The 26,164-nt window shown below is 58.3% G+C and carries 15 protein-coding genes; 3 read left to right on the top strand and 12 right to left on the bottom strand.

Annotation, left to right across the window (positions count from 1 at the left end; translation table 11 throughout):
- Positions 1-87 precede the first annotated feature (87 nt).
- The 5 genes from ACR0JW_RS05645 to ACR0JW_RS05625 form a co-directional block, all read right to left on the bottom strand.
- The gene (locus ACR0JW_RS05645) at positions 88-1,398 is read right to left on the bottom strand and encodes an HlyD family type I secretion periplasmic adaptor subunit (RefSeq protein WP_480713672.1); all 1,311 of its coding nucleotides are present in this window, start codon (positions 1,396-1,398) and stop codon (positions 88-90) included.
- Entirely contained in the window at positions 1,382-3,526 is a 2,145-nt protein-coding gene (locus tag ACR0JW_RS05640) for a type I secretion system permease/ATPase (RefSeq protein ID WP_480713671.1), read from the bottom strand. Before ACR0JW_RS05640 ends, ACR0JW_RS05645 begins: the two co-directional genes overlap by 17 nt.
- Positions 3,523-4,686 carry a TolC family protein gene (locus tag ACR0JW_RS05635; protein WP_480713670.1) on the bottom strand — a complete coding sequence of 388 codons (1,164 nt, stop codon included), beginning with the start codon at positions 4,684-4,686 and terminating at the stop codon, positions 3,523-3,525. Before ACR0JW_RS05635 ends, ACR0JW_RS05640 begins: the two co-directional genes overlap by 4 nt.
- Positions 4,687-4,852: 166 nt before the next feature.
- Positions 4,853-5,686: a SapC family protein gene (locus ACR0JW_RS05630; RefSeq protein WP_170678826.1), complete on the bottom strand. Its 834-nt coding sequence runs from the start codon at positions 5,684-5,686 to the stop codon at positions 4,853-4,855.
- 53 nt (positions 5,687-5,739) lie between these two features.
- The gene (locus ACR0JW_RS05625) at positions 5,740-9,567 is read right to left on the bottom strand and encodes a beta strand repeat-containing protein (protein WP_480713669.1); all 3,828 of its coding nucleotides are present in this window, start codon (positions 9,565-9,567) and stop codon (positions 5,740-5,742) included.
- A gap of 329 nt (positions 9,568-9,896) precedes the next feature.
- Between ACR0JW_RS05625 and ACR0JW_RS05620 the strand changes: the two genes are divergently transcribed.
- Positions 9,897-11,840 (top strand): dockerin type I domain-containing protein, encoded by a 1,944-nt coding sequence (locus tag ACR0JW_RS05620; protein ID WP_480713668.1) that lies wholly within the window; start codon positions 9,897-9,899, stop codon positions 11,838-11,840.
- 24 nt (positions 11,841-11,864) lie between these two features.
- Here ACR0JW_RS05620 and ACR0JW_RS05615 read toward each other — a convergent pair whose 3' ends face one another.
- Together ACR0JW_RS05615 and ACR0JW_RS05610 are read right to left on the bottom strand one after the other, a co-directional pair.
- Complete coding sequence (locus tag ACR0JW_RS05615) at positions 11,865-13,181, bottom strand: HlyD family type I secretion periplasmic adaptor subunit (RefSeq protein ID WP_480713667.1); 1,317 nt, start codon at positions 13,179-13,181, stop codon at positions 11,865-11,867.
- On the bottom strand, positions 13,181-14,902 hold the full coding sequence (locus tag ACR0JW_RS05610; protein WP_170614065.1) for a type I secretion system permease/ATPase: 1,722 nt from the start codon (positions 14,900-14,902) through the stop codon (positions 13,181-13,183). Before ACR0JW_RS05610 ends, ACR0JW_RS05615 begins: the two co-directional genes overlap by 1 nt.
- A 510-nt stretch (positions 14,903-15,412) precedes the next feature.
- Here ACR0JW_RS05610 and ACR0JW_RS05605 point away from each other — a divergent pair.
- A complete protein-coding gene (locus ACR0JW_RS05605; protein ID WP_170678820.1) occupies positions 15,413-17,857 on the top strand; it encodes an FAD-dependent oxidoreductase in 2,445 nt (814 codons plus the stop codon).
- Positions 17,858-17,879: 22 nt separating this feature from the next.
- Here the strand turns inward: ACR0JW_RS05605 and ACR0JW_RS05600 are convergent, their stop codons facing one another.
- A complete protein-coding gene (locus tag ACR0JW_RS05600; protein ID WP_170678818.1) occupies positions 17,880-18,767 on the bottom strand; it encodes a LysR substrate-binding domain-containing protein in 888 nt (295 codons plus the stop codon).
- Positions 18,768-18,984: 217 nt separating this feature from the next.
- Between ACR0JW_RS05600 and ACR0JW_RS05595 the strand changes: the two genes are divergently transcribed.
- Positions 18,985-20,340: an MmgE/PrpD family protein gene (locus tag ACR0JW_RS05595; protein ID WP_170678816.1), complete on the top strand. Its 1,356-nt coding sequence runs from the start codon at positions 18,985-18,987 to the stop codon at positions 20,338-20,340.
- A gap of 13 nt (positions 20,341-20,353) precedes the next feature.
- On the opposite strand, the gene ACR0JW_RS05590 is transcribed toward ACR0JW_RS05595, so the two are convergent.
- Genes ACR0JW_RS05590 through ACR0JW_RS05575 form a run of 4 tightly spaced genes read right to left on the bottom strand, consistent with a single transcriptional unit; the run spans position 20,354 to position 25,903 of the window.
- On the bottom strand, positions 20,354-21,052 hold the full coding sequence (locus tag ACR0JW_RS05590; RefSeq protein ID WP_480713666.1) for a maleate cis-trans isomerase family protein: 699 nt from the start codon (positions 21,050-21,052) through the stop codon (positions 20,354-20,356).
- A 38-nt stretch (positions 21,053-21,090) separates the two neighbouring features.
- Complete coding sequence (locus tag ACR0JW_RS05585; protein ID WP_170678814.1) at positions 21,091-22,158, bottom strand: aminotransferase class I/II-fold pyridoxal phosphate-dependent enzyme; 1,068 nt, start codon at positions 22,156-22,158, stop codon at positions 21,091-21,093.
- Positions 22,155-23,807, bottom strand: a complete 1,653-nt coding sequence (locus tag ACR0JW_RS05580; RefSeq protein ID WP_480713665.1) for a hydantoinase B/oxoprolinase family protein — start codon at positions 23,805-23,807, stop codon at positions 22,155-22,157. The genes ACR0JW_RS05585 and ACR0JW_RS05580 overlap by 4 nt, the downstream gene beginning before the upstream one ends.
- Positions 23,807-25,903, bottom strand: coding sequence for a hydantoinase/oxoprolinase family protein (locus ACR0JW_RS05575; RefSeq protein ID WP_170678810.1), 2,097 nt, complete (start codon positions 25,901-25,903; stop codon positions 23,807-23,809). The genes ACR0JW_RS05580 and ACR0JW_RS05575 overlap by 1 nt, the downstream gene beginning before the upstream one ends.
- Positions 25,904-26,164: the final 261 nt, after the last annotated feature.

The following is a 26,164-nucleotide window of genomic DNA, read 5'->3' as shown; positions in this document are numbered from 1 at the left end:
AAGCATAGTCTCCCGGATTCGGAGTTTGGATTCGGGATCAGGCAAGCTTCATCACGTACGGCGGACAACCGGAAGTCCCGGCAGATGCTATTCCCGCAATGCCCTGTCCTTGATTTTGACCACAGGCTGGACGAGATAGTCGAGGACTGACTTTCGACCTGCGAGAATATCCACTTCGGCAACCAGGCCGGGGATGATCTCTATTTCTGCACCGTTGCCGTCCAGCATTGTGCTACCGGTTCTAATCTCGACCACAAATACTTCTTCGTCGTTTCGGTCGGAACGATTGATCGTATCCGCACCAATGCAGAAGATTTCGCCGTCCAGTCCGCCGTAGCGGGCAAAGTCATAGGCCGTTATCTTGACTTTCACTTTTTGTCCGGCGTGCAAAAAAGCAATGTCTTCAGGGCGGACATAGGCCTCGACCAGCAAGGAGTCGTCCAGCGGGACAATTTCGATCAACTCCTCGCCGCTTCGGGCCAACCCGCCAACGGTTGACCGGTGTATCCGGTTGACAATACCACGCACTGGGGCTCGGATCTGCGCCCGTGCCGCACGGTCACGCAACGCAGGCAAGGCAGCTTGCAGCGCGGCAAGCTCTGCTGTCGCAAGCGCCAGATCGGTAAGGGCACTGCTGCGAAACCGACTGTGTGTCGCCCGGATGCGATCATCAATTTCGTCGAGACCGGATTTCAACCTGTTGGTCACCGCTTCGGCCCTGACTTTGCGCCCGTTCCATTCCGCCTCACTGCGCCGCAAGGAAAGCAGCGTCGTCGCCGGCTCCATCTGTTGCTCGACCAATGGTTCCATAATCAACCGTTCCTCGGCCAGCACCTTGAGCGTTTCCTCGGCCGTAAACTGATCCACCAGTCCTTCTTCGTATTCGCGACGGCGTTGCTGGCGTTGGCGTTCAAGGATGGCGATCTCCGCCTGCAACTCGGACTGTCGCCCCTGAAACAGCGCCGTTTCAGATTGAATGACCGCTGGCGCATCTTTCAACAACAAAGGCTTGAACTCTAATTCGGTACCGTCGATTTCCGCCTGCAGCCACTGCGTCCGCGCCATCAAACCAAAGGCACGCTGCTGTTCCTGACCCAATTGGCTCGCTATCTGAGTGGTATCGAACTCCATCAGAAGAGTTCCCTTGTCGACCAACTGACCTTCCTGAACATTCAGGGACTGCAGAACACCCTGTTCAGTAGCCTCGATCACCTGCAAATCACCTGATGGGACAATGCGACCGTCCGCGCGGGTTACATCGTCAAGCTCGGTCATATGCGCCCAGAAACCTGCCGCGACCAAGAAGGACAATATTAGAAGCAGCAAGACAGACCCCCGCAGCGGGGATTGCCCCTGCATCTCACGTGCCAGACTCGCAAGATCAGGATGCCGCGACATTCAGATGTCTCCCCTTGTGGTTTGCATATTGAGTCAGCAGATCTTTTGAGCCATCAGCCACAATCTTGCCGCTTTCGAGAACGATCACCCTGTCAACCAGGTCCAGCAAGCTTGTGCGATGTGTAATGACAACGACTGTGCTGTCACAAGTTGCCTGCTTCAGTCGCTTGATGACTTCTGCTTCCGTCCGGATATCCATGGCGCTGGTTGGCTCGTCCAACAGCAGGACCGGCGGGCGACCGACCAAGGCCCTCGCCAGTGCAATTGCCTGCCGTTGTCCGCCGGACAAACCTTCGCCGCGTTCTGCTAGTTTCAGATCATAGCCGCCGGGATGGCGCGCCACAAAATCTTCGACACCCGCAACCCGTCCGGCCTTCAGCAGATCTTCATCGTTGGGGCGGATCGCCCGACTGGCGATATTTTCGCGAACGGTGCCGGAAAACAACCATACATCCTGCAGAACGGACCCAATGTTTCGGCGCAGATCACCGGGGTCAATTTGTCGAATATCCGATCCATCCAACGAAACCGAACCAGTCTTGGGTTCGTATAACCCCAGCAAAAGACGCGCAATTGTACTCTTGCCCGAACCGATCGGGCCAAGGATTGCTATTTTTTCGCCGGGAGCAACCGAAAAAGAAATGCCGTCCAAAGAGTCGTTTGTCTGGTCAGGATAGGCAAAATGCACGTTGTTGAAGGAAATGCGACCTTCGAACCCTTTGCGACTGATCCAGCTTCGTCCATGCGGTCGCTCACTTTCCGCCTGCATAAGAGAATTGAGATTGCGATATGCGCTACGCGCCTGATTGATCCGCGTCAGTGTTTGTGCCAACTGCCCCAGAGGAGCCAGCGCACGGCCCGTCAGCATGACCGAAGCAACCAGTGCCCCCATGCTTGCCTCACCGCTCGCGATCAGAAAGACGCCATAGAGGACAATCAACACCTGAGCGGCTTGTTGGACGAACCCGGTCAGGTTCAGCGCAAATTGCGTGACGGCACGACTGCGCATACCGTGCGCGGATTGGCGATCCATCGCCTGTTCCCAACGGGACCGCATTTGCCGCGCCGCTCCGGTTGTCTTTATGGTTTCAAGGCCGGAAAGAGCTTCGACCAGAACCGACTGTTTGGATTGACCATCGGCAAAACTGTTTTCCGCAAGACGGGACAAAACAGGCTGAACGATCAACCCGGTCAGTAGAACGACAGGCACAGCAAGTGCGGGGATCAGGGCCAATTGGCCGCCGACCACGTAAATGACGAAAACAAACAGCCCAATAAATGGCAAATCCACCACTGCGACCAGCGTTGCCGATGTAAAGAATTCGCGCAGTGTTTCGAATTCCCGGACGGTGCTGGCCATGGCGCCAGATGACCCGATCCAGGACTTCATACGAATGTTCAGAAAATGGTCAAATACACGCCGCCCCATGAACAGATCAGCCTGCTTTCCCGCCGCATCAATAAACCCGGCTCGTAGCAGTTTCAGTACAAAGTCGAAAATCAGAGCCAGGAAAACGCCTGCGGTCAAGGCGATCAGGGACTCCGTCGCCTCGTTGGGAAGAACCCGGTCGTAAACGACCATGATGAACACGGATGTCGACAGCCCAAGCAGATTGGCAAGGGCAGCTACCAGCGCCACCTGAATATATGACCAGCGATTGGCGGCAAGGGCGGACCAGAACCAATGACCTTTCCAATCGTTGCTGATCGAACCAATTTCCTCCTGATGGATACGGCGCACCAGAATTGCATATCCGGTGTATGTCTCAGAAAGGCTGGCTTCTGGTATTTCGCCGATTTCGTCGCCCAGTTCCGGATCAAAGATCAGCAATTCGCCGTTGGATGCTCGTCCGTGCAAAACCACTGCACGCTCATTTTCCAAGAGAAGGATCGCCGGTACCAGATGATTGTTGAAAGCAGCCAGTTTCCGTTTGCCATACGCGGCCTGCATGTCCGCTCTGTTCAGGGCTGTAATGACATCCCGGATTGTCAGTTCACCTTCGCTGGATTGTGTCGCCTGGACCGCTGCCAATGTCAGTGGGCGGTCGAGATGCGTGGCGACGTGCAGGAGGCAGACCTCCATTGCCGTCAAAGAGTGGGGGCGTGTAACCGATTGCGCCTGCATCATGGTTGCCCAATCCTGTTGTTCAGAGTGACACCAAGAAGATCAAGAATATCCCCGGTCAGGCTGAGCGCCGCATAATTTGTCAGAAAGTGGTTCTGCTCTGCCAGGATCAGTCGTTCTTGCGCGTTCACATAATCCCTTTGTGCATCCAGAATCTCGATCAGAGTGCGTCGCCCGATTAAAAACTGTGCTTGTGCTGCCTTGATGCTGTCGGCGTTTGCCTTGGCGGCGTGGCGCGCTGCCTGCAGGCGTTCGGCGCCAGCTTTCTGATCCGAACGAATGAACCCCAATTCCCGGGATATTTCGCGGCTCAGGCTTTCCCGGGAAAACTCGACATCTCGGACCTGCGCTTCCGCAGCCGCAATCGCCGCACGTCGCTTCCCGGTACTGTCGATTTCGTAGTTTACTGCCAAATCGACGCCGTAGTTTGCATCCCAGTTATCGTCCCTGTTGGCAAAAGCGGCCAGACTTACATCCGGTTGACGACGGGCCAGAGCGGCAGCAAGTTCTGCCTTCGCGGCCACAACAGCAGCATCTGCGCGGCGAATCTGAGGGCTCGCCTCCACGATCTGGGCGTCACTCCGTGACAGCAGCGGAGCGGGGATGGCCGGCTCCAACACTTTAGGCGCTGTCCCGTAGATTTCAACAAATCGCGCCTCGGCGCGCGCCGTGCGCGTTTTTGCATCCGCAAAGCGTGTTTGTGCGTCAGCCATGCGGGAGCGCGCGGTCAGAACATCCGCATTCGATCCTGCGCCACTGACCGCCCGTTGCGAAATTTGCTGTACAAGCTGTTGGTGTATCTCGACATTCCTGGCGGTCAGATCTTGAATCTTCCGGCGGTCCAAAACTGTCACATATATTTCAATCGCGGCCAGCGCCGTTGCCGAGGCCGTTTGCAGACGGTCCCCCTGACTTTCGAAAATCCGGGCGCGTGCCGCAGCCAAATCCCCCGCCGCCGCACCACCATCATATACCAGTTGCGAAACACGCAGGTACGGTGAAAAATCAGCGACATCCGAAACAACTCGTTCGGAGCGCGCGTTCAGACCCAAGGAGACCTGGGGCAGAAACGCGCCTTTCGCGGCATCCTGACCGGCATTTGCGGCCGCAAACCTGGCATCGCTTTGTGCCAGGTGAGGACTGCTTTCGACAGCTGAACGCACGCGTTGCCCAAAACGGCTTTGAGCAAGATCGCTGGATTGGCGAGTAGCACCGGCCCCTGCTGTTCCGCTGGCAAATGAGGTTTGTAGGCCTGTTAGCTACGGGGGTGAAACACAGGCTGAAATCGCGGCAGCCATGACCAACAGTGGCAGCTTGAGCAGGTATCTTCTAAATCGCGACATGGAAGCCTTCCACTGCCTTGTGGCTGGTGAAGCTCTCGCGTTGCTGGTCATCGGCAATCGCAGAGAGAAATTCCAGCACGTCGGGATTGGTTTGGATGGATCGCGTAGTACTGGCAGCCATGGCTTGCCGCTGTGCCCGCTCTACCCAGGCACAATGACACAATGATAGCTGGTGCGCGTGGATCAGCCGCAAGGCACCGCTGGCTAGAAGGGCAGCACTGCACGCGATAGGCAGATTGGCCAATCGCTCGTCACTGACACACAACAAACCAGGCGGCAGATCAACACCATCATGGCGGGTCAGCGGGTCGTACAGGTTCATTTTGTCTATCTGCCGGCACAACGCCAGTGTTTGTTGACCCGCGTTCCTTCGGTTTTGCAGAAAGGCGCAAACTTTCTGCAACTCGGGGCTCAAATCACCTGTTTTGGTGAAAAAGGCTTCGTCTTGTGGGTTGTCAGATACTAATCCCGTTGCTTCGTCGATCATCAAAGAAACCGGAGCCTCAGAGTCCTGATCGTCTGGAGCGATTTCAAATGGTGTACACCGCAAGGCCGACGGGACATAGCCGGCCAACCACATACCATTCCGCGACACAAACGGTGTGCCTGCTTCGCCAACAAGTGACAGGACCGCCAAAGGTTCAACGAAGCTGTCGCGCTGATGAAACAACACCGGAAAAGCAGCGGCAACTTGATGAATTTCGGCCGCAACGACCGGGCAATCCGCTTTATGGCGCGCAAACCCATAGTCGGAAAACCTTCGCCAATACCGATGCCCATGTCGTGTTTTGCTGACCGGGTGCAGGCCATTCTGTGCCATTTCGCCCTCGTGAGTTGGAACTTTCTGTAGGATTTGATGTGCGGAGCCTGAGGTCAGGCTGTCGCGCCAGTCGGATCCGTATGAAGGATGTTGTCCGCCGTCAGGCCACTCAAATCGCCCAACCCGCTGAAATCGGCAATCCCTTCGACGGTGGCTGACCCCGGCGCGGAATAATCGACCCTGACCAGAACACTGTCCGCTCCGTCTGTGGCAAGGACAAAAAGCGCATCGCCGGCGTCAATTCCGGCAAAGCTCTCGACTGCGGTTTCGATTGTCCCCAAAGACAGATCCGCCAGAACAGTGCTTAGCCCGATGAAACCTGTGTCAGTTCCGATGACTTCGCCTTGGTTGCGTATTTCGATTCCGGTCCCGCTACCTCTCAAGCTTGCAACGTCTAGCCCACTGAACATCAGGGCGTCTGACACATCACTTTCGGCACCGAGTGTGAACCCCGTGATGATGTCCACCCCATTGGCCGTGGGGTCGGCTTCAAACACCACCACGTCACGCCCTGCGTCCGAGACGTCGATCGTATCATCACCACCTCCACCGCGTAGGATATTATCAACACCCGTCGCTGTCAGATTATCGCTATTTGCCGTGCCCAGATGAAAGACGGTGGGGCCGCCATCATCGGTGATCAGCGTTAGCTCGATCGGCTGTGTCGGGTCCTGAACGGTCATGGTGAACGTCACCAATGGCTGGCTGAGATCCGAGAATGTGGTCGCGGCGCCGCCGAACTTAACAGTGTTGCCACCGACCGGATTGGCAAGGAACAGATCGAAGGCGCCGTTTTCAACGTCAGATCCTGTATCGAATGTGACCACGGCAGGGTCGAAAACAAGATCAGCCGTCACGGACAGGCCAGACGAGATATCCCGGTCCGAGTCCGCGTAGATTTCAAATGTCACCGTGGACCCGTTTCTCCCTGCTTCTGCGATGACATAGGCAGAGGGCACGTGAGCGGTGATACTGTCTGACACGGGCAATGGATCCGGACCACCAGATACAGAAGCCTGCACCTGGATATCCAGGTCGTCACCGGCTTCCAGACGTGAGAATCCGGAACCTGGCACCGACAGTGACCAAGTTCCGTCCAAGGCAATTGTTGCGGTTCCGACCGAAACACTGTTGAGCGTCACGTCCACGCTCTGACCGGCGCTTAGACCGTGCGAGGAACCGCTTATGGTCAGGCCCGAGTTTTGCGCGTCACTGAGAGAAACGGCGCCGTTTGTCCCGACGGCATTCAGGGTCAACACCGGGCGGAAATCTGTTGTGAGCGTTGTCGTTGCAGCGGGCGCACTGTTGCCAGCGGCATCATCCACCATAGCCGTCAGCGTAAAGGCGGTCCCATCCGCCAATGCCGCCAGATCGCCCGAAAGAACGGTGGCGGACCAGGTTCCCGAGGAAACAACGGCCGTATAGGTCTGCCCGCCGAGCGTTACCGAAACCGTCTGGCCATCTTCAGCCGTGGTAGTTCCCGACACTGCTAGATCGCTGTTTCTTTCAATCACATCAAGAACTGCACCGGTCGGAACCGGATCAAGCGTGATTGACGGTGCGCTAAAGTCCGTTGTGAAGCCGTCTGCAGCCGAGTTGCTGTTTCCTGCCGCATCCGCAACCGAAGCGGTGACACTGTAGCTTTCATTGTCCTGCAACCCGGCTAAATCCAAGCTTGCGGCGGTATAGCTCCACCCTCCGCCTGTTACAGTCGCTGTTCCGCTCACATCAACGGTTCCGTCAGCACGTGCGATCTGAACTGTGACCATTGTTCCGTCCGGCGCATCTGATGTGCCCGACACGGTCAGATCCGTGCCCTGTTCGGCGGCATTCATGATCGCGCCGTCTGACAGGGCGGAGATCGTGATTGAAGGTGCCGTAAAGTCCGTGTCAAAGCTGCTGGTCGCTTGAACGGAGGGGTTACCTGCGGCGTCAGAGATGTCAGCGGTAACCGTCACAGTACCATTGTCGGACAACAACGAAAGATCTGAGGACGGTACAGTCACACTCCAACTGCCACTCTGGACCTGGCCGGAATACGTCTGCCCGTTCATCGAAACGGTCACCATTTGCCCGTCTTCGGCATCCGTCGCACCAGTTATGGTCAGATCCGTAGCTTGCTCCGAGGCATTCAGAACGGCACCAGAAGAAAAACTGTCGATGCTGAGCGTTGGGGCGGTGAAATCCGTCGAGACCGAGCTGCTGGCCTGTGGCGCGTCCAATCCGTGATTGTCGGAAACGTCAGCGGTGATGCTAAATCCCGAACCGTCCGCAAGTGCCTGCAAATCCACCGCAGGAACCGTAATTGTCCATGTATCTCCTGATACAGCGCCCGTATAGGTTTGACCGCCCAGATTTACTGTTACCTGCTGTCCATCCGGAACATTGCCCGTTGTACCGCTGACAGTCAGATCGGACCCGGCCTCGACCGCGTTCAGAACGGAACCGGTGAGCAGTGAGGAGATTGAAATGGAAGGCCCGCTGAGATCCACGGGCAGGGTTGTCGTTGCCGGAGTGGCGAAATTTCCCGAGGTGTCGCTGACCGTGGCACTGACCGAAACCGGGGTGCCGGTAGTCAGCCCCCCAAGATCGGCGCTGGCGACGGTAACGCTCCAACTGCCGCCAGATGTTGTGCCCGTGTAAACTTGGCCGTTGAACGTCACCAAAACACTCTGGCCATCGGCTGCAGTTGTCGCGCCGGTCAGAGCCAGATCGCTGTTCAGATCGACCAGTTCGATCGAACCGCCCGAAACCGGGTCAAGTGTGATGGTCGGAGCAGTGAAATCCGTGTCGATACTGTCCGCGGCCGGAACAGCCGGATTGCCTGCCTGGTCGGCCACATCCGCCTGTATTATGATTGTCGCACCATCCTGCAGCGCGGCCAGATCAGAGGCGGGGACCGTTACGCTCCATGCCCCGTTGGTGACGATGCCGGTATACGACTGCCCGTTGAACGAAACAGTTACAAGCTGGCCGTTTTCGGCGTCTGTGGTTCCGCTCAGGATCAGATCGGTCGCCTGTTCAATGGCGTTCATCACGGCCCCGTCAGATACCCCGGTTATGGCAAGGGTCGGCGGTATGGTGTCAATTTCGAACTGAACCGATTCAGTTGACAACTCGGCGCCAGACGCATCGAGGCTTCGAATAGTGACTGAATTTACCCCTTGCGGCAGACTGGCCGCTTCGGCTTCGGTCAGCGAGATAACCCAGCTTCCGTCTGCATTCGGTGCAATGGTTTTCGTGATCGAACCGATGGTCACTTCAATAGTGTCCGCGTCTGCCGAGGCCAAAACTCCGGTGCCGAAGCTGCTGAGTGTCGTCGATTGGGCTCCCGCAAGGTTGAGGGTCGGGTAGCTGGGTGTCGGACTGGGGGTCGGGGTGGGCACGACTGCGGGGCTGTCATCTCCGCCGCCGCCACCACCGCCACCTGCGCCCGCAGCAGCGGCGCCAGCCAGACCTATCCCGCCCAATATTGCGCCAGCGCTGCCCATTCCACCTGCGGCTGCGCCACCGGCCTCTGCCGCAAGGCTGAACTGAGCGATTTCGGCAACGGCTTCCTCGGCGATCATGATTGCGCCGCTGTCCAGAACCTGAACGTTTTCGGCAGCCACGATCAGGGTACGACCATCGTTGAGTTTCAGCAAAACATCGCCGTTTTTCAACAGCTTTGCCGACTTCACTCCCGGAATGGTTTCCGCAAACTGAAAGGCATAAAGCTCTTCCACGGTGGCCTGTCCCAGCGCCGGTAACGCCATCAGCACGGATCCGAGCCCCCCTGCGGCGCCCCGGCCTGCCCATTTGCGCAACCTCGCATCGATCCATTGGCGAATATGCTTCTTGCGATCCGTGTCAGGAGTGTTGAGTTCAGAATTCTTCGTCATCTTGTCCTCACAAGCAGTTGCCGCTTTCGTCGGGAAGACGTTTGGCCTGGGCCAGGTTCCGTTCATCTGTCTTTCCTTTTGATGACTCACGCGGTCGGACCCGAAAATTTGAGTTAATCTGAAACCGAACTCCCCGTTTTCACCACAATTGCGCTTTGGTTTTGGTCTTTGCGTCAGAGCACCCTGTTGTCAAAGCCGGCATCGGCGTGGGGTGATCAGATATGAAGTTCAATTTCCAAAGCGTGGTAGCAACGGCGAGCACGGCGCTCGATTCAGGTATCGGTGATACGGCTTAAAAAACGTTTAACGGGACCACGTATCTGTACAGCGTGACCGGACCCGGCGGCGGTATTGCTGTCTGGACATTGGCAAACGGCGCGATTCCTCAACTTCAGGACACGCAATATTTCAGCGGCTCGATAACGTTTCAGGTCGGGCGCAGCGGGATGCCGGTGACACTTGGGGGGCAGGACCGGCTGATTCTGGATGTCGATACCGCAACGGGTCTGGTTGGATACGATCTGCTGGCTGACGGCTCCATCGGAACGTTGCGGGAAACAGGCACCCTGTCGGGCGGTGGCGACATCGCGGCCCTGACAGGGATCACTGTCGGGCCAGTTGAATTTCTGGCAATTGCCCACGAGGACAGCGGCAATATTGCGAGCTATCATGTGAGCACGGACGGTTCGCTGTCATTGGCAGGCATCACCCCCGGACAGGCCGATTCGATGCAAAGCCTGAAATCCGGATCTGGACATTTCGTGATCACTGCGGATGCGGCCAGCAACGTGATCTCCACCTACGAAATAGACGATACGACCGGAATCCTGACCACGGTGGATAACAGCGCCTCGCTGTCGACACTGGGCATTGCCTCTCCGACAGCTATCGAAGTGGTGCAGGCGTACGGACAATCCTGGGTGTTGGTGGCGGGTTCGGGCAGCAACTCTCTCAGCGTCATGAAACTGGGCGGTGACGGACGTTTGACACCAACTGACCATGTACTTGATACATTGGATACGCGGTTTGAAACGGTTCAGGATCTGGCAGTCGTTGAAGCAAACGGTCGGGCCTTTGTTGTGGCCGGAGGTGGCGATGACGGGCTTACCCTGTTTATCCTTACACCCGACGGCCAGCTGATCTATCTGGATAGCTTCGCAGATACTCTGGCAAGCGGTTTGCAGAACGTCGAAACGATCAGCGTTGCCCAGGTCGGGGACGAGTTACAGATCCTAGCCGCCTCGCAACAGGATTCCGGCCTGACGCAATTGACTGTATCGATCGCCGATCTGGGGGTGGTCGACGAAGGGCTGGGCGGCGTCAACGGAACTGCGCTGGATGATGTGCTGACCGGCAGTATCCTGAACTCGACCCTTCTGGGTGGGGCGGGAGACGACATTCTGATCGCTGGCACAGGCGCTACAACGATGACCGGAGGTTCCGGCGCCGATATCTTTGTCATGAACTACGGCAGCGACACGACCACGATTACTGACTTCCAGCCGGGTCTGGACCGGCTGGATCTGTTCGACTACCCGCTGAAGCGAACCCCATCGCAGCTGACTTTCACCGCGACAGCGCAAGGCGCGCAGATTGACTATGTCAATGAAACCATTCTGGTTCACTCCGCAACTGGTGGCCCCTTGACCAGCGCCGACATCTTCGGAGCGGGGTTTGGCGGGCCTGACCATATCCCGGTCAATTTCGGCATTTTTGGCGGGCTTGTACCCGAAGGCTCGGGTGGCGTGCTGGGGGACATCACAGTCGACACACAGACGGCCAATCCTGCGCTGGCGGACGCAGAAATCAGGTTTACGCCAAACGGAGGTGGCACGATCAGTGTTTTTGCCGATGAGAACGGGCAATTTGATCTGGGCCTGCCTTCCGGCACGTTCCCTGGTCAATTCGATGTCGTAAAAAGCTATTCGACCGCCAGCGACCAGATAACCGCACTGGATGCACTGCAGGTCCTGCGTATATCCGTAGGGCTTGATCCGACGTGGGGGCCCGCCACGCCTGAAAACCTGATCGCGGCCGACATCACACAGGACGGAACGGTAAACGCTCTGGATGCGCTGGCGGTATTGCAGGTCGCTGTTGGTCTACCGACCACACATCCTGCGGAATGGGTGTTTCTGGACTCCGCTGCAGATCTTTCCGGGATTACCCCGACCAACGTAAATTATGCAACGGGCACAAATGCTGTCGCCGTGGATGGACAGTTTTCGGTCGACATGACCTCGATCCTGCTCGGCAATCTGGAAGCGGCCTGAAACCCGGCGCGATGATGCGCCGGGTTACTCACGGAAAGCGCGATTGAAATAGTCGGCCATCGGCTTGATCAGATAGGACAGCGGTGTACGTTCATCCGTTTTGATCATTGCCTCAACCGGCATACCGGGAAGCAGAGCTTGCCCGTTCAGTCGTTCAACTTCGCCGTCGTCAGGGGCTACTTCAGTCCGGTAGAATGTGAAACCAGTACTCTCGTCCATGAAGGTGTCGGCAGATACATTTATCACATGACCATCGATTTCAGGTGTCTCACGCTGATTGAACGCCGGGAAGCGCAGGGCGACCTCTTGCCCGACATACAATTGATCAACATGCAGCGCATCCACACGCGCGGCAACCAGCAGAGGTGTGTTCTGCGGCACGATATACATCATCGGCTCACCGGGCTGAATCACCGATTGCAGCGCAAAAACCTGACTGTCATAGACGGACCCCGAGACCGGCGAACGGATGTCCAGACGTGACAAACGCTCGGTCAAGGCCAGCCTGCGTTCCGACAGTTCTGACACCTGCGCCTGCACTTCACGTAACGCGGTGATCGCCTCCTCCCGCCGTGTGGCGGTGAGCTCGACGATTTGAATTTCCGTTGCTGCAATCTGGCCTTTCAGGCGGGCCACCGATGCTTCAAGACGGCCAATTTCACCGGTCAGGCTGGCATTTTCACGTTGAAGGGCCGAAACCCGGCTGGCCTGCGTCAAACCGCGCTTGAGCAGGTTTTCCTGATCCTCCAACTCATTCTGGATCAGATCGACCTGAGTGCGCAGCGACACCAACTGGGCCTGCGTGCCTTCGATCTCACTTTCGATCTGGGTGATCTGTTTGCCCAGTTGCTCTTTCTGCTGGGACATCGTATCGACCCGCGCCTCAAAAAGCCGTTGTTGGCCATCAATCAGATCTGAATCGATTTTTTCCTGTTGCTGAAGGGCGCTTAGACTGGATGCCAAACCGTCTACGTTGCTTCCGTCGCGTTCAGCCTCCAGCCGCGATTTCCGCGCCAGAAGTTCGAAAAGCTGAGATTCAACAATGCTTTTTTCCGAAAACAAAAACGTATCATCCAGCCGCAGGAGCAAATCACCCTCGGCGACGACATCGCCATCCCGCACAAAGATCTCGCCGACCACACCACCGTCGGGGTGTTCGACGACCTGGCGGTTGCTTTGGACTTCGATCACCCCTTGCGAGACGATTGCCCCCGCCAATTCTGTCTGCACCGACCAGAGCCCCAGTCCGCCGACCAGGATGGTCAAAGCAGAGAAACCGACAAGCGCCGGAACCGTAATGCGCCACGCCGGACGTGGATGTTGTTCAAGATTCGCCGCCATCAGCTGCCTACCTGATTGAATTTTCGTTTGATGGCTTCGGCGTTTTGCACAGCCGCGCTCAAAATCTCGTCCCGACTGCCGAACTTCACCACCTGACCGCGTTCGACCACGGCCAGATCATCGCATTCCGAGATTGCCTGCGGACGATGTGTCATGATGATTGCCCCCTTGCCCTCGGCCTTCAGGCCACGAACCGCGGCATTCAAGGCCTCGGTTCCGTCTGCGTCCAAGGCCGAGTTCGGTTCGTCCAGAATCAACAGGACCGGGTCCCCATAAAGAGCACGTGCCAAGGCAATGCGTTGTTTCTGCCCACCTGAAAGCTGGCTGTCATTGCCTTCCAGAAAGGTGTCGTACCCTTTTTCCAGTGTCAGGATCAGGTCATGCGCATTGGCTTTCTTCGCAGCATCAACGACTGCCTCGGGATCGGGGTTTTCGGACATCCGGGCGATGTTCTCGGCCACCGTTCCGTTGAACAGGGTAACCTGTTGCGGCAGATAGCCGATATGCTGTCCCAAATCGTCCGGATCATACTGATCCAGCGTCGCACCGCCCAACCTTATTTCGCCGCCGGCCGGTTGCCACAACCCCAGCAGGGCCTTGGCAAGTGTCGTTTTACCCGACCCGCTTTTGCCGATAACTCCCAACGCCTTGCCCGGTTCCAGGCGCAGCGTGACATTGCGCAGTGTCGGTGTATCGGCACCCGGCGGAATGACGGTCAGGCGCTTGGCCTCCAATTTCGCCTTTGGCACCGGCAACTTGGTGCGCGGCATCTCGGGCGGGGTGGTGTCCAGAAATCGGTTCAACGAAACCCAGGCCGTTCGCGCCTGCTGGATCATCCCCCATTGGCCCACCGCCTGTTCCACGGGCGCCAATGCCCGGCCCAAAAGGATCGAGCCTGCAATCATCGCACCGGGCGACAATTCATTGCGAAGCACCAGCCAGGCCCCAAGCGCCAGCATCGCGGATTGTAAAAACAGCCGCAGCGATTTGGTCAGCGAAGTAAAGCTTCCAGTCCAGTCGCTGGCGGAAATGGTCTGTGACAATGCACTCGACCGTTGCCGCAACCACCGCTGGGTCACAGCCCTCTGCATTCCTTGCGATCGGACCACTTCCGCGGCTTGCCTGGCATGTTCGGAAAACGAGTTCGCCTGCGCCGATGCCCGCTGTGCTTCCGCTACTTTGTTCCGGGTCAGAACCTGGTTGAGCAGAGCAATGAATATCAGCAGCGAACCGCCGCCAACGGCCAGCCATCCAAGCAAGGGGTGAAACAGGAAGATCGCGGCCAGAAACACCGGCGTCCAGGGGATGTCCATCACCGCCAGAAGAATGGGGGACGCGCATAGTTTCTGGATAATTTCGAGGTCCCGCAATGCCGTTGCAGGTGCGGATCTTGTTTTCGGATCAAGCGATCGCCGCAACGTGGCGTCGAACACCCGTTCGTCCAAAGCGGATTGGAACCGGGCCCCGAACCGGGCGACAATCCTGCCGCGTGCATAATCCAGCATGGCCATCAGGACATAGAGCAGTGCAACCAGCAGGAACAGCGCCGTCAGCGTCTCGACCGCGCGCGATCCCAAAACCCGGTCATAGACCTGCAACATGAACAATGGTCCGGTCAGCATCAGCAGATTGACAAAAACACTGAACAGAAACGCGAGTGCCAGGAACGTCGTTCCCTGATTGCGGGTATTGCGCAATTCGTGTCTGGGGGACGCAGACATTCTGAAATCCGGGTTCACAGTTCAAGCCTTTGCTGATTGCGGTACGCAGACGATCCCGTCTGCAGCGTCCGGCATCTTAGAACGTTGTCGCGGGGCGTAAAATGCGCCGTGTCGATGATCGGCAAAAAACCTCTGACCAAAGCCATTGCAACCCCCTGGATGACTGGCGAGTCAAAGCGACTGCCTCTTGAAAGCCACTATGACGGCGTACGCAGGACATGTCGAACCTATTGATACCAATTACTGAATCTGTTGGGTATTTCTTTTTCAACACATCAACCCAGAGAATTTTCATGATCCAATAGCTTTGGTCCTGCATGTTCCCCCTCAATCAGTATGCATGGAAAATCTCCGGGGCTTTGCCCCACAATATTTTGCAGGTCGAGCAACAGGTGATCGTTTAGTTTTGTCACGAATCGTGCCGTTATCCGACGAACGAGAAATGGTCGGATGACCGCAACCATGATGACTCAGAATATCTGACGTCTTTGATTTCGAGAAGGAATACCGATGAAGACGCACGCGCAGGCTGTAGTGATCGGAGGCGGCCTTGTTGGCTGCTCGATCCTGTACCACCTGGCCAAGCTGGGCTGGAGGGACGTTGTCCTGCTGGAACGGGACGAACTGACCAGCGGATCGACGTGGCATGCGGCGGCAAATATTCACGGGTTGCACGATAACAACAACGTCACCCGCATCCAGCATTATACAATGAACCTGTATAAAGAGCTGGAGAAGGAAACCGGACAGGGCTGCGGCGTGTTCCAGCCGGGCTCGCTGTATCTGGCGCAGACCGAGAACCGTGAACACCAGTTGCGCCTGCAGGAGGCCAAAGCGCGGTTCTACGGGCTGAACTTTCACGAAATCAGCCGTGAGCAGGCCAAGGAGTTGCACCCACTGGCGCAGTTCGATGACATCCGTTGCATCATGTACGAACCCGACGGCGGCAATGTTGACCCTTCGGGTGTGACCCACGCCTATGCCGCGGGGGCTCGCGCAATGGGCGCATCGATCGAACGGTTTTGCCCAGTCATCGGGACGGAACAACAGCCCGACGGTTCGTGGATCGTGCGCACCGAAAAAGGCGACATCCATACTCAATGGGTGGTCAATGCCGGCGGCCTCTGGGGACGTGAAGTCGCGGCGTTGGCCGGGATCGAACTGCCATTGCAGCCGACCGAACACCAGTATTTCGTGACCGAGGCGATTAGCGAGGTCGCCAGCCTGGGCCGGCGACTGCCCTCGATCGCCGACCGGGATGGCGAATACTACTTCCGCCAGGAAGGCAACGGCCTGCTGATCGGAGCTTATGAAAAAGACATGAAGTTCTGGGCAGAAAACGGTACGCCGCTGGACTTTGCCCATGACCTGTTCCCCGATGACCTGGACCGGATCATGGAGAATGTGATCCGCGCAACCGAACGTGTACCGGTGGCCGCCACGGCCGGGGTCAAGCGGGTGATCAATGGACCGATGATCTGGTCCCCGGACAGCAACGCGATCTGGGGGCCGGTCCCGGAGTTGCGGAACTATTTCTGCTGCACCGGTATTATCCCCGGCTTCTCGCAATCGGGCGGTCTGGGCCTGCTTGCGGCGCAGTGGATGATCGAGGGCGAGCCGCAATACGACATGTTTGCCTGGGATCTGGCCCGGTTCGGCGACTGGGCGGACAAGAAATTCACCAAGGCGCGGGTCGAGGACCAGTATACCCACCGTTTCGCCATTCATTTCCCGAACGAGGAACGCAGCGCTGGTCGACCGGCCCGCGTGCGCCCGGCTTATGAGATGCAAAAGGATATGGGTTGTGTCTTTGGCCTGAACTGCGGATGGGAACACCCGCTTTGGTTTGCAGATCAGCCCGGGGCAGTCGAAACAAACGGTTTCACACGACAGAACTGGTGGGAACCGGTGGGCCGCGAGGTGAAGATGCTGCGCGAGAGCGTTGGCGTAATCGATATCTCGAACTTTGCAAACTACGTGATCAAGGGACCAGGCGCCCATGCGTGGCTGGACAAGCTGGTCGCCAACCGGGTGCCGACCCAGGTTGGCCGGTCCTGCCTGACACCACTGATCTCCGTGCGTGGCGGTGTGGCCGGAGACTTTACCATCACCAAGGTGGCTGACGACGAATACATGATGATCGGCTCGGGCATGGCTGAACGCTATCATCAGCGCTTCTTCAACATGATCGACCTGCCCGAGAGCACCACGTTCGAGGTGGCGACGGACCGGATCGCGGGTTTCAACGTCGCAGGGCCCAAGTCGCGTGACCTTCTGCAGCGGTTGACCAATGCGGACCTGTCGAACGAGGCCTTCCGCTTCATGCGCTCGGCCACGATCGAGGTGGCAGGCGTGTCCTGCCTCGCGATCCGTGTCAGCTTTACTGGTGACCTGGGGTGGGAGTTGCACTGCGCCGAAGAGGACCAGATCAGGCTCTACTCTGCGCTGCTTGAGGCGGCGAAGGATTGCAATGGCGGCCCAGTGGGCGGCCGTGCGCTTGGGTCGTTGCGGATCGAGAAGGGCTATGGCTCGTGGGGTCGCGAGTATTCACAGGAATATTGGCCGCAGGAAGTCGGGCTGGCGGGCCTGATCAAGCTGGACAAGGATTTCCTGCACAAGGACGCCTATCTGGCCATCAAGGATAACGCCGCCCGCGAAGTTCTGTCGATCTTCGAGGTCGACGTAACCGATGCCGATGCGACAGGCGGCGAGCCGATCTTTACCCCGGACGGCACGCCAGTCGGTCGCGTGACCTCGGGCGCTTACGGCTATTCAGTCGGCAAATCCCTTGCCATCGGCTATGCCAACCCCGCTGTCGCCAAGCCCGGCGATACGGTCGATGTCTTCATTCTTGGGAAACCGCACAAGGCCAAAATCCTGGCTGGGCCGCCCTTTGACCCCGCAGGGCACCGCCTACGCGATATGGCCCCGGTTGTGGAAGAAGTCGGCGCATAACAAACAGTGCAGCTTGTTCCGGTCAGGTATTCATTTCAGCGGCAGCCTTCAAAAGCCAGTCCTGAAATAGCCTGACCGGAGGCGAGGCCGATTTTTCTTTGAGCTGCATGAAATAAGCCCATGGGCTTTCCAACTCAAAGCTAAAGGGTTCAACCAAAAACCCCCTGTCGACATAGGGTCGCGCAAGCGAACGGGGTAGTGCTATGCACCCCAGAGACTTGACCGCCATCTCCATTGCCAGGTTCGAAATATTGGTGCGCAAGCCGTCCTTTTGGTTCAGATTGGATAATCCGAAATGCTGCGCAATACGCTCCCAATAGGCGGGACGACCCAGTATGTGGATCAGTGACGCATCCTGCAATTGGGTGGGAGAGGTCAGGGGCTTTCCATCGACCAGAAAATCAGGAGCACAAACCACGGCCAGCTTTTCAACCCATAGACATCTGGCACCTTCCGCCACGTCTTCAGCATGATTGATCGTCAGAGAAATATCGGAAACATTTGCGCCGACATCGGTCCAGACGGTGCCATGGACCGTCAGATCGATATCCGGATGCACGGCGTTGAAGCCCCGGATTACATCCGGCAACCAGTTTTCCGCCAGGCTGACAGGGCAGGACACCACGACCCGCCGCTTGTGCGTGTTCAGAATGACGGATTGCGTGGCCACGTCGATTTCGTTCAGGGCATGGCGCACGGATGGCAGATAGGCCTCACCCACATCTGTCAGGGTCAATGACCGGGCATGGCGAACAAAAAGCGGACGATGCAAAAATTCCTCAAGCGAGCGCACGTGGTTGCTGACCGCCGACTGCGTGCAGTTCAGTTCCTGCGCCGCGCTGGTAAAGCTCAGATGGCGCGCTGCCGCCTCGAACGAGCGCAGGAAGGTCAGGTGGGGCAGATTCATCATGGCAACGGTATCTCAGATGGGACGCAGAACCAAAGTGAAGCGCATACTGTGCACCTTCTTGTCCGTCAGCGACGCCTGAACGGTCCTTTTTGGTCCCGCAAAGATTGGAAAGTGTCGCAAAAAATCAAGGGCCAATGCCCCCGATAGTTTTCGTTCTGCCAATCGTAAACCCTGCTAGAATTTTCGGGAAGTCAAAAGAAAACGCCCGCAGGACACCGTGACAGACACCTTTCAAGCCGTTGCCGATTTCACACTGGGGCGCCAACCGCAGGACATTCCGGACTCCACTCTCAATGCGGCGGCTCTGATGCTGCTCGACACTTTGGGCATCGCCATCGGCGCTGGCCCCATGAAGGCCGGGCAAATCGCAAGAGGCTGCGCAGCAGCCTTATACGGTGCCGGTGAACAGGGGCTAAGCGCACGCATGTTGTTCGATGGCCGCAGGGTCAGCGTGGCCGGAGCCGCTTACGCTGCCGCCACCCAGACAGACAATCTGGACGGTCATGACGGGTATAACCCGACAAAGGGCCATATCGGGGTCGTCGTGGTTCCCGCTCTTGCGGCACTGGCCGAAACGGTGCCCGATTTCTCGGGGCCTGAAGCGCTGGCCGCCGTGACGATAGGGTATGAAGTTGCCGGACGGGCCGGAATTGCTCTGCATGATACGGTCAGCGACTATCATACGTCAGGTGCCTGGAATGCATTGGGCGTGGTGGCGGTTGCAGCCCGTCTTCGCGGCCTGAGCGCGGAACAGATGCGGCAGGCAATGGGCATCGCCGAATATCACGGTCCGCGCAGTCAGATGATGCGAGAGATCGCGAACCCGACCATGTTGCACGACGGCTCGGGCTGGGGGGCGTTGGTGGGTATTTCCTCGGCGGTTCTGGCAGAAAAGGGCTTTACCGGCGCGCCTGCCATCACCATTGAGGCGAAAGAGGTCGCCGCGCATTGGCAGGACCTGGGCCATTTCTGGCAGATGGAACATCAGTATGTGAAACCCTATCCGATTTGCCGCTGGGCTCACGCTGCCATTGACGCAACCCGCGCATTGATGCGCGAAAACAACCTGAGCCATCAGGATATCGCGGCCATCCACGTGAACACCTTCAAGGAAAGCGCCTGCCTGTTCCGGGGCATGCCGGATGATACGTCCAAGGCGCAATACTCGCTGCCTTTTGCGGTCGCCACAATGGCGGCACATGGCCGGATCGGTGTCGTGCACATCACCGGCGCAGGTCTGTCCGACCCGCTGGTGGCCAGCATTGTCGAGCGCATAACGGTTGCGGAAACCGTACGCCACTCTGACCGCTTCCCGCAAAACCGCACTGCCGATGTCCGCATAACTCTGACCGACGGACAGGTGCTGAACTCGGGTGACGTACACGCGCGCGGCGGCCCCGAAGCGCCGATGGATCAGGACGAAGTTGTCGGAAAATTCATGGAATTCGCCAGCCCGCCGCTGGGTACAGAACGGGCCGCCGCCATTCGGGACGCGGTTCTCGGGCTCAACCACGCCGGATCAAAGTTCTCGGACCTTGGCGCACTGATCTACGACACTGCGAACCGCACCTGAATAGGGGCGAAGATCAAAGCCACTCGAACAACCGGCCTGGCAACGCATCGTGACGCGGAAGATTCAGGGCCCACATAAGGCAGAACATCATCGCCTGATTTGACGTCACGACCGGCTTGCCCAGTTTTTCTTCAATCCGGTCAATCGCTTCTACGGATCGCATGTCCGTGCAGCTGAGAACAATTGCCTGCGCCTCGCGATGGTCGGCCTGACAGGCCAGATCAAAAACCTCATCCGGGGTCAGTTCACCCTGACCATAATTCCCCAGTTCGCGGCCTATGTCAGCGCAACGAACGGTTTCGATGCCGTTTTGAGACATGAAATCAATCGCCTGTGCATTGATTTCCCCCAGGTAGGGCGAGGAAAACCCGACTTTGGCAGCTCCTAGCGCTGTAATCGCCGCAATCAGTGACCCTGCGGCGGTCAGAGAAAGCGCGCCCGAACTGGATTTGATCTGCCGCGCAAGATCCGCGTCAAATGACGGGCCATGAGTCAGCGTGGCAGAAGTGCAACCGTATAATACCGCGTCCGGCCGAACGCCCGCGATCATTCGCAGGTCGTGACTGATATCGGATGCGCCAAGTCCTGCCATCTGGTCCGATCCCGGAATCTCGTCCACGTCGTACCCACCCATGCGCTGGAAATGGACGGTGGTGTCCGGCGGGCGCATCAATTCCATATCCGGCTCCAGATTGGTATTGGTGAAAGGCACAAGGACGCCGATTTTGGCTCGTCTTCGCGTTTCGCAAATCATGATATCACCTTTTTTAGCACCGCCAGGCATCGATCCATGACCGGTGCCTCGCATATGGTTGCGCGCAGGCAGTCGCTCAGCCCATAGCCACCCATTCCGCGCATCAACAGATTTTCAGCACGCAGCGCCGCATCCGCACGCTGTGCTTCTTCGGCCGAGGCAAAACGCAGCAGGACGAAGTTGGTGTGGCTTTCGGGGACGCGCAGGCCCATGGCGCGGCATTGATCGGCGAAGCGGTCGCGAATGTCGGCGGTTCGGGCAATTACGTCCCGCATATGCGCCTGATCGCGCATCGCGGCGGTTGCGGCGGCTTGCGAGGCAATCGAGATATTGTTGGGATTCAGAAGCTTTCGTATCTCAGTCGCAATCGCCGGCGGGAAATACCCCCAGCCTACCCGAGCACCCGCAAGACCATAAGCCTTGGAAAACGTCCGCATGACCACGGTATCGCCCCTGTCAGTCAGGGCAAAAATCCCCGCGGGGTCATTGGTTTCGTCAGAGAACTCGGCATAGGCCTGATCCACGACCAGCAGAACATCTGCGGGCAACCCGTCCCGCAGGCGCAGGATCTCGGAGTTCGGAATCAAGGTGCCCGTCGGGTTGCCGGGGTTGCAGACAAAAACGATCCGCGTCTTGCGCGACATCGCAGCAAGGATGTCGTCAACGGATACTGTCAGGTCAATTTCGCGGGCCTGGACATAATCAGCCTGCACCTGCGCCGCAGCGGACGAGACGAACGCATATCCATAGTCCGTACCGAGAACCCGATCGCCAGGTCCGGCATAAGCCCGGATCAGGCAACCAATCAGTTCCATCGAGCCGGCGCCGCATAACACCCGCGCCGGATCCAGCCGATGCACATCGGCAATAGCGGCGCGCAGTTCCGGCCACTCCGGATCGGGGTAGAGTGGCAAATCACTCATAGCAGCCTGTCCCGCCGCGATGGCAGCGGGGCTTGCAGGAAAGGCACTTTCGTTCTGGGCCAACGAGATGGTGTCCGCGCCGCCGAGATCGGCCAGCGCATACGCCGCCATCGCGCCTACATGGGAAACCGGGCGGATCATGACACAACGCCGTAGGATTTGGCGCCGTCCTCGCTGATCAGGCCGCGTTTCAGATCCAGCGCAAGTGCCTGTGCGTCGCGTTCGGAGGGATCTCCGAAACCACCTCCGCCGGGGGTTTCGAAAATCAGATAGTCGCCGCCTTCGACCCGCAACTCGCCCTTGCCGGGAATGTCGCCTTCACCGTCGCGGAAACGGATGCGCCCGGGTGCGCCTGGCCGTCCGCCCATACGCCCCAGGGCGGGGAACTTCAGCCGTTCGACCGAGAGGAATACGATGAAGGGTGCACCGTTGGCCGAGGTCATCTCGATCCGTTGACCCAATCCGCCGCGATACGTGCCTGCGCCGCCGGAATCGGGGCGCAGTTCGCGCCGCCAGATGGTGACGGGTGCCACGCTTTCAGTGATCTCGACCTGTGATCCGAATACGCCCGAAGGGTAAGCAGTGGCCGACAGGCCATCCGCGTGTGGCCGCGCGCCGGTGCCGCCATTATGTACCGGTTCAACGGCGAACTCGCGTCCACCATCACGGGCCACTTCCGGCGCATGACGCATTGGCAGGTCGAACATGCACGAGGCACCTTCGGCCGGCACTGCATTGGGAAGCGCCTGATGCAGACACCCCAGCACCAGATCAGGCGTCACCTGTCCCAGCGTATGCCGCATGGCGACCGGCACAGGGCGCTGTGCATTCAGGATACAGCCCTTTGGTCCGTCCACGGTGAACGGTTCCAACGACCCGGCATTGTTGGGGATGTCAGAGCCGACGATGCAACGCAGTGCGAACACTGTATAGGCGGTGGCATAGTTGAGCGGCACGTTGATACCCTTGCGCGAAAAACCCGAGGTGCCGGTGAAATCAACATGCATGCCCGATTTGCTGACTGTCAGTGTCGCGTGCAGTTCCAGTTCGTTCTCATAGCCGTCCATCTTCAGCGCGTTCCTGTAGACGCCTTCTGGCACTTCGGCGATCGCCTCAAGCGTACCACGGCGCGAGGTGTCGATGATGTAGTTGCCCAGCCTGTCCAGATCGTCGATGCCGAACTCGTCCATCATGTCGACCAGACGGGTTACGCCTGCTTCGCAACAGGCGATCAGCGCATATATGTCACCCTCATTTGCAATTGGCTCGCGGCTGTTGGCGCGGATTATGTCCAGCAGCAGGGCGTTCGGCACCCCTTCTTCAACCAGTTTGCAGGGCGGGATCAGCAGCCCCTCGTCATAGATATCCGACCCTTCCGGACCCATGCCGAGGCCCCCAAGATCGACCAGATGGGATGTGCAGGAGGTAAAGCCCACGACCTTGCCGTTCTTGAACGCAGGCATCATCAGCAGAAAATCGTTCAGATGCCCCGAGGCGAGCCAGGGATCATTGGTCATATAGATGTCGCCGGGTTTCATGTTCTGCACCGGGAAACGTTCGCGCAGATGCATCACCGCTTCGGCCATGGTGTTGATATGGCCCGGTGTGCCGGTGACGGCCTGCGCCAACATCCGGCCATGAACGTCGAATATCCCGGCAGAAATGTCGCCGCATTCCCGTACGATAGGTGAGAACGCTGCATGGATCAGGGTCTGGCCCTGTTCCTCGACCACTGCCAGCAGTCGGTTCCACATCACTTGCAGGCGGGCGGGAGAATGATCGGCAGTCATCATGCGCCTCCTTTCTGGTCCTGGAGCAGGACGAGGTTTCCAATGGCGTCCACATGCGCCGAGAAATCAGCCGAGACCAATGTTGTGGTCTGCGGTTCGGTGATCAGTGCCGGGCCATGTATCCGGTCGCCGGGTCTCAGGCTGTCGCGGGGGACAAAGCTTGCCTGCTTTTTCTGTCCGTCAACATCACAGGTGATGGGGCGCGTCTCGGAAGGTGTGATCGTGGTCAGATCAGGTGTTGTCGGAATATCCGGCAACTCGGCATCCGGCGTGGCAACGCGCACGGCCCAGTTCAGAATCTCGATCTGCATCCCCGGCACCGGGCGCGAGAACTGCTTGCGGTATTCCGTTTCGAACGCCGTTATCAGCGGGCTGATATCATCCGCCGTTAAGGCACGGTCGGGCAGGGGAATCTCGATCTCGTGACCCTGACCGTTGTAGCGCATAAAGGCAGTGCGTTGCGTCTCGGTAAGCGCATCGCCTGCACCTTGTGCAACAACGCCGCTGGCCTCGGCAATCATGTCGGCGAACAGGGTGTTGATCCCATCAAAATCCAGCGTTTCCAGCAGCGAATAACGCGAGCGCACGATTTCGAAACTGACTGGTGCGAACAGGAAACCCACCGCCGAGCCGACGCCCGGATTGGGCGGGATCACGATCCGGCTGACCCCGGCCGAACGCGCCACACGGCTGGCGTGCAGCGGCCCGTTACCACCAAAGGCGATCATGGTGCGCGGACCCAGATCCTTGCCCGATTCCACGGCATGCATCCGGCCAGCGCTGGCCATGCTTTCATCGACGATCCGGCTGACCCCATCGGCCGATCCCGTCGCATCGGTGTCCAGGCGTGATCCGATCACACGGGTCAGGGCCTCTTTCGAGGCTTCCGGATCAAGCTTGATGTATCCTTCTGCAAATGTGTCGGGCACGATGTAACCCAGCGTGATGTCACTGTCGGTCACGGTTGGCTCTGTGCCACCCCGGCCAAACGCTACGGGTCCGGGTTCCGACCCCGCTGATTTCGGGCCAACAGTTAAACGACCCAGACGGTCGACACCGGCAATAGAACCACCACCCGCGCCAATCTCGATCATTTCGATCACCGGAATGCGCACGGGCATGCCCGATCCCTTGATGAACCTAGCTGCGCGCGCGATTTCGAACTGGCGTGAGGTTTGGGGCCGGGCGTTATCAATCAGGCACAGCTTGGCGGTTGTGCCGCCCACATCAAAGGACAGAACATTGCAAATCCCAGCCCGCGCCGCGATGCGCGCGGCAAGGATGGCGCCCCCGGCCGGCCCGCTTTCCACCAGTCGGATCGGAAACCGGGCGGCGGTTCGTACCGTGCACATGCCACCCCCTGCAGTCATCATCAGGATCGGGCAGGTCACGCCTTCGGCCTCGAACCGGGCGACGAACCGCCTTAGATAGCTTTCCATCAGCGGCTGGATATAGGCATTGGCAACCGTGGTGCAGAGACGGTCGAATTCACGCGCCTCGGGGCTGACATCGGACGAGATCGAAACCGTCAGACCGGGGCGTTTCTCGGCTAGCGCATCGCGCAGGCGCCGCTCATGGTCGGGATTGGCATAAGCATGCATCAGACAGATCGCGACCGCCTCGGCACCGCTGGCGTCTAGATCGGCCAACAATGCATCAATCGCGTCATCCTCCAGCGGGATCAGCACACTTCCATCCGCCGCCATCCGCTCACGAACGGTCAACGCCCGTTCGCGCGGCACCAGCAGATCGGGCTTTTCCAGATTGATGTCATATTGCGAATAGCGCCGCTCGTACGCGATCTCAAGGATGTCTCGGAACCCTTCGGTCGTCACCGTCGCCACAACCGCGCCGCGCCGCTCAATCAGTGCATTGGTTGCAAGGGTGGTCCCGTGAATGAACCCTGTTATTTCATTCAGGTCGTGCCCGGACTGTGCCATTACGCGCACCGCGCCCTCCATCGCGCCATCTGCCGGGTTCTGGTGCGTGGTCAGCGTTTTTGTCGAAGCCAGTATCGTCTCTTCACCGGATACCAGAACCGTATCGGTAAATGTGCCGCCAATATCGATGGCCAGACGCAGTCTTTGAAATGTCATGAAGTTTTCCGGATATGATCGTCACAGCGCAGATGAGCCCCGGCAGATGCCCGCGCTTCAGGCTGACGCGACCAGATCGCAACCGGTCGCGCGACGGTCCAGAGGGTTCAAGATGTGACTCGCTCTCATGCGATTGATCTTGCCGTCGCGCCAATGCTTCGACAAGCCGATTTGCGACAAAAGTTCTCGTTAGCGACATGCACTTGCTCGCTCGGCCGATAGTCGTGCGACAGAATTTTGTTTTGAGGCGGAACCCGTGGC

The organism is Ruegeria sp. BG6 (genome assembly GCF_056538465.1).
Note: the sequence above shows the minus strand (reverse complement) of the source record. Positions and strands in the feature narration are given on the sequence as shown.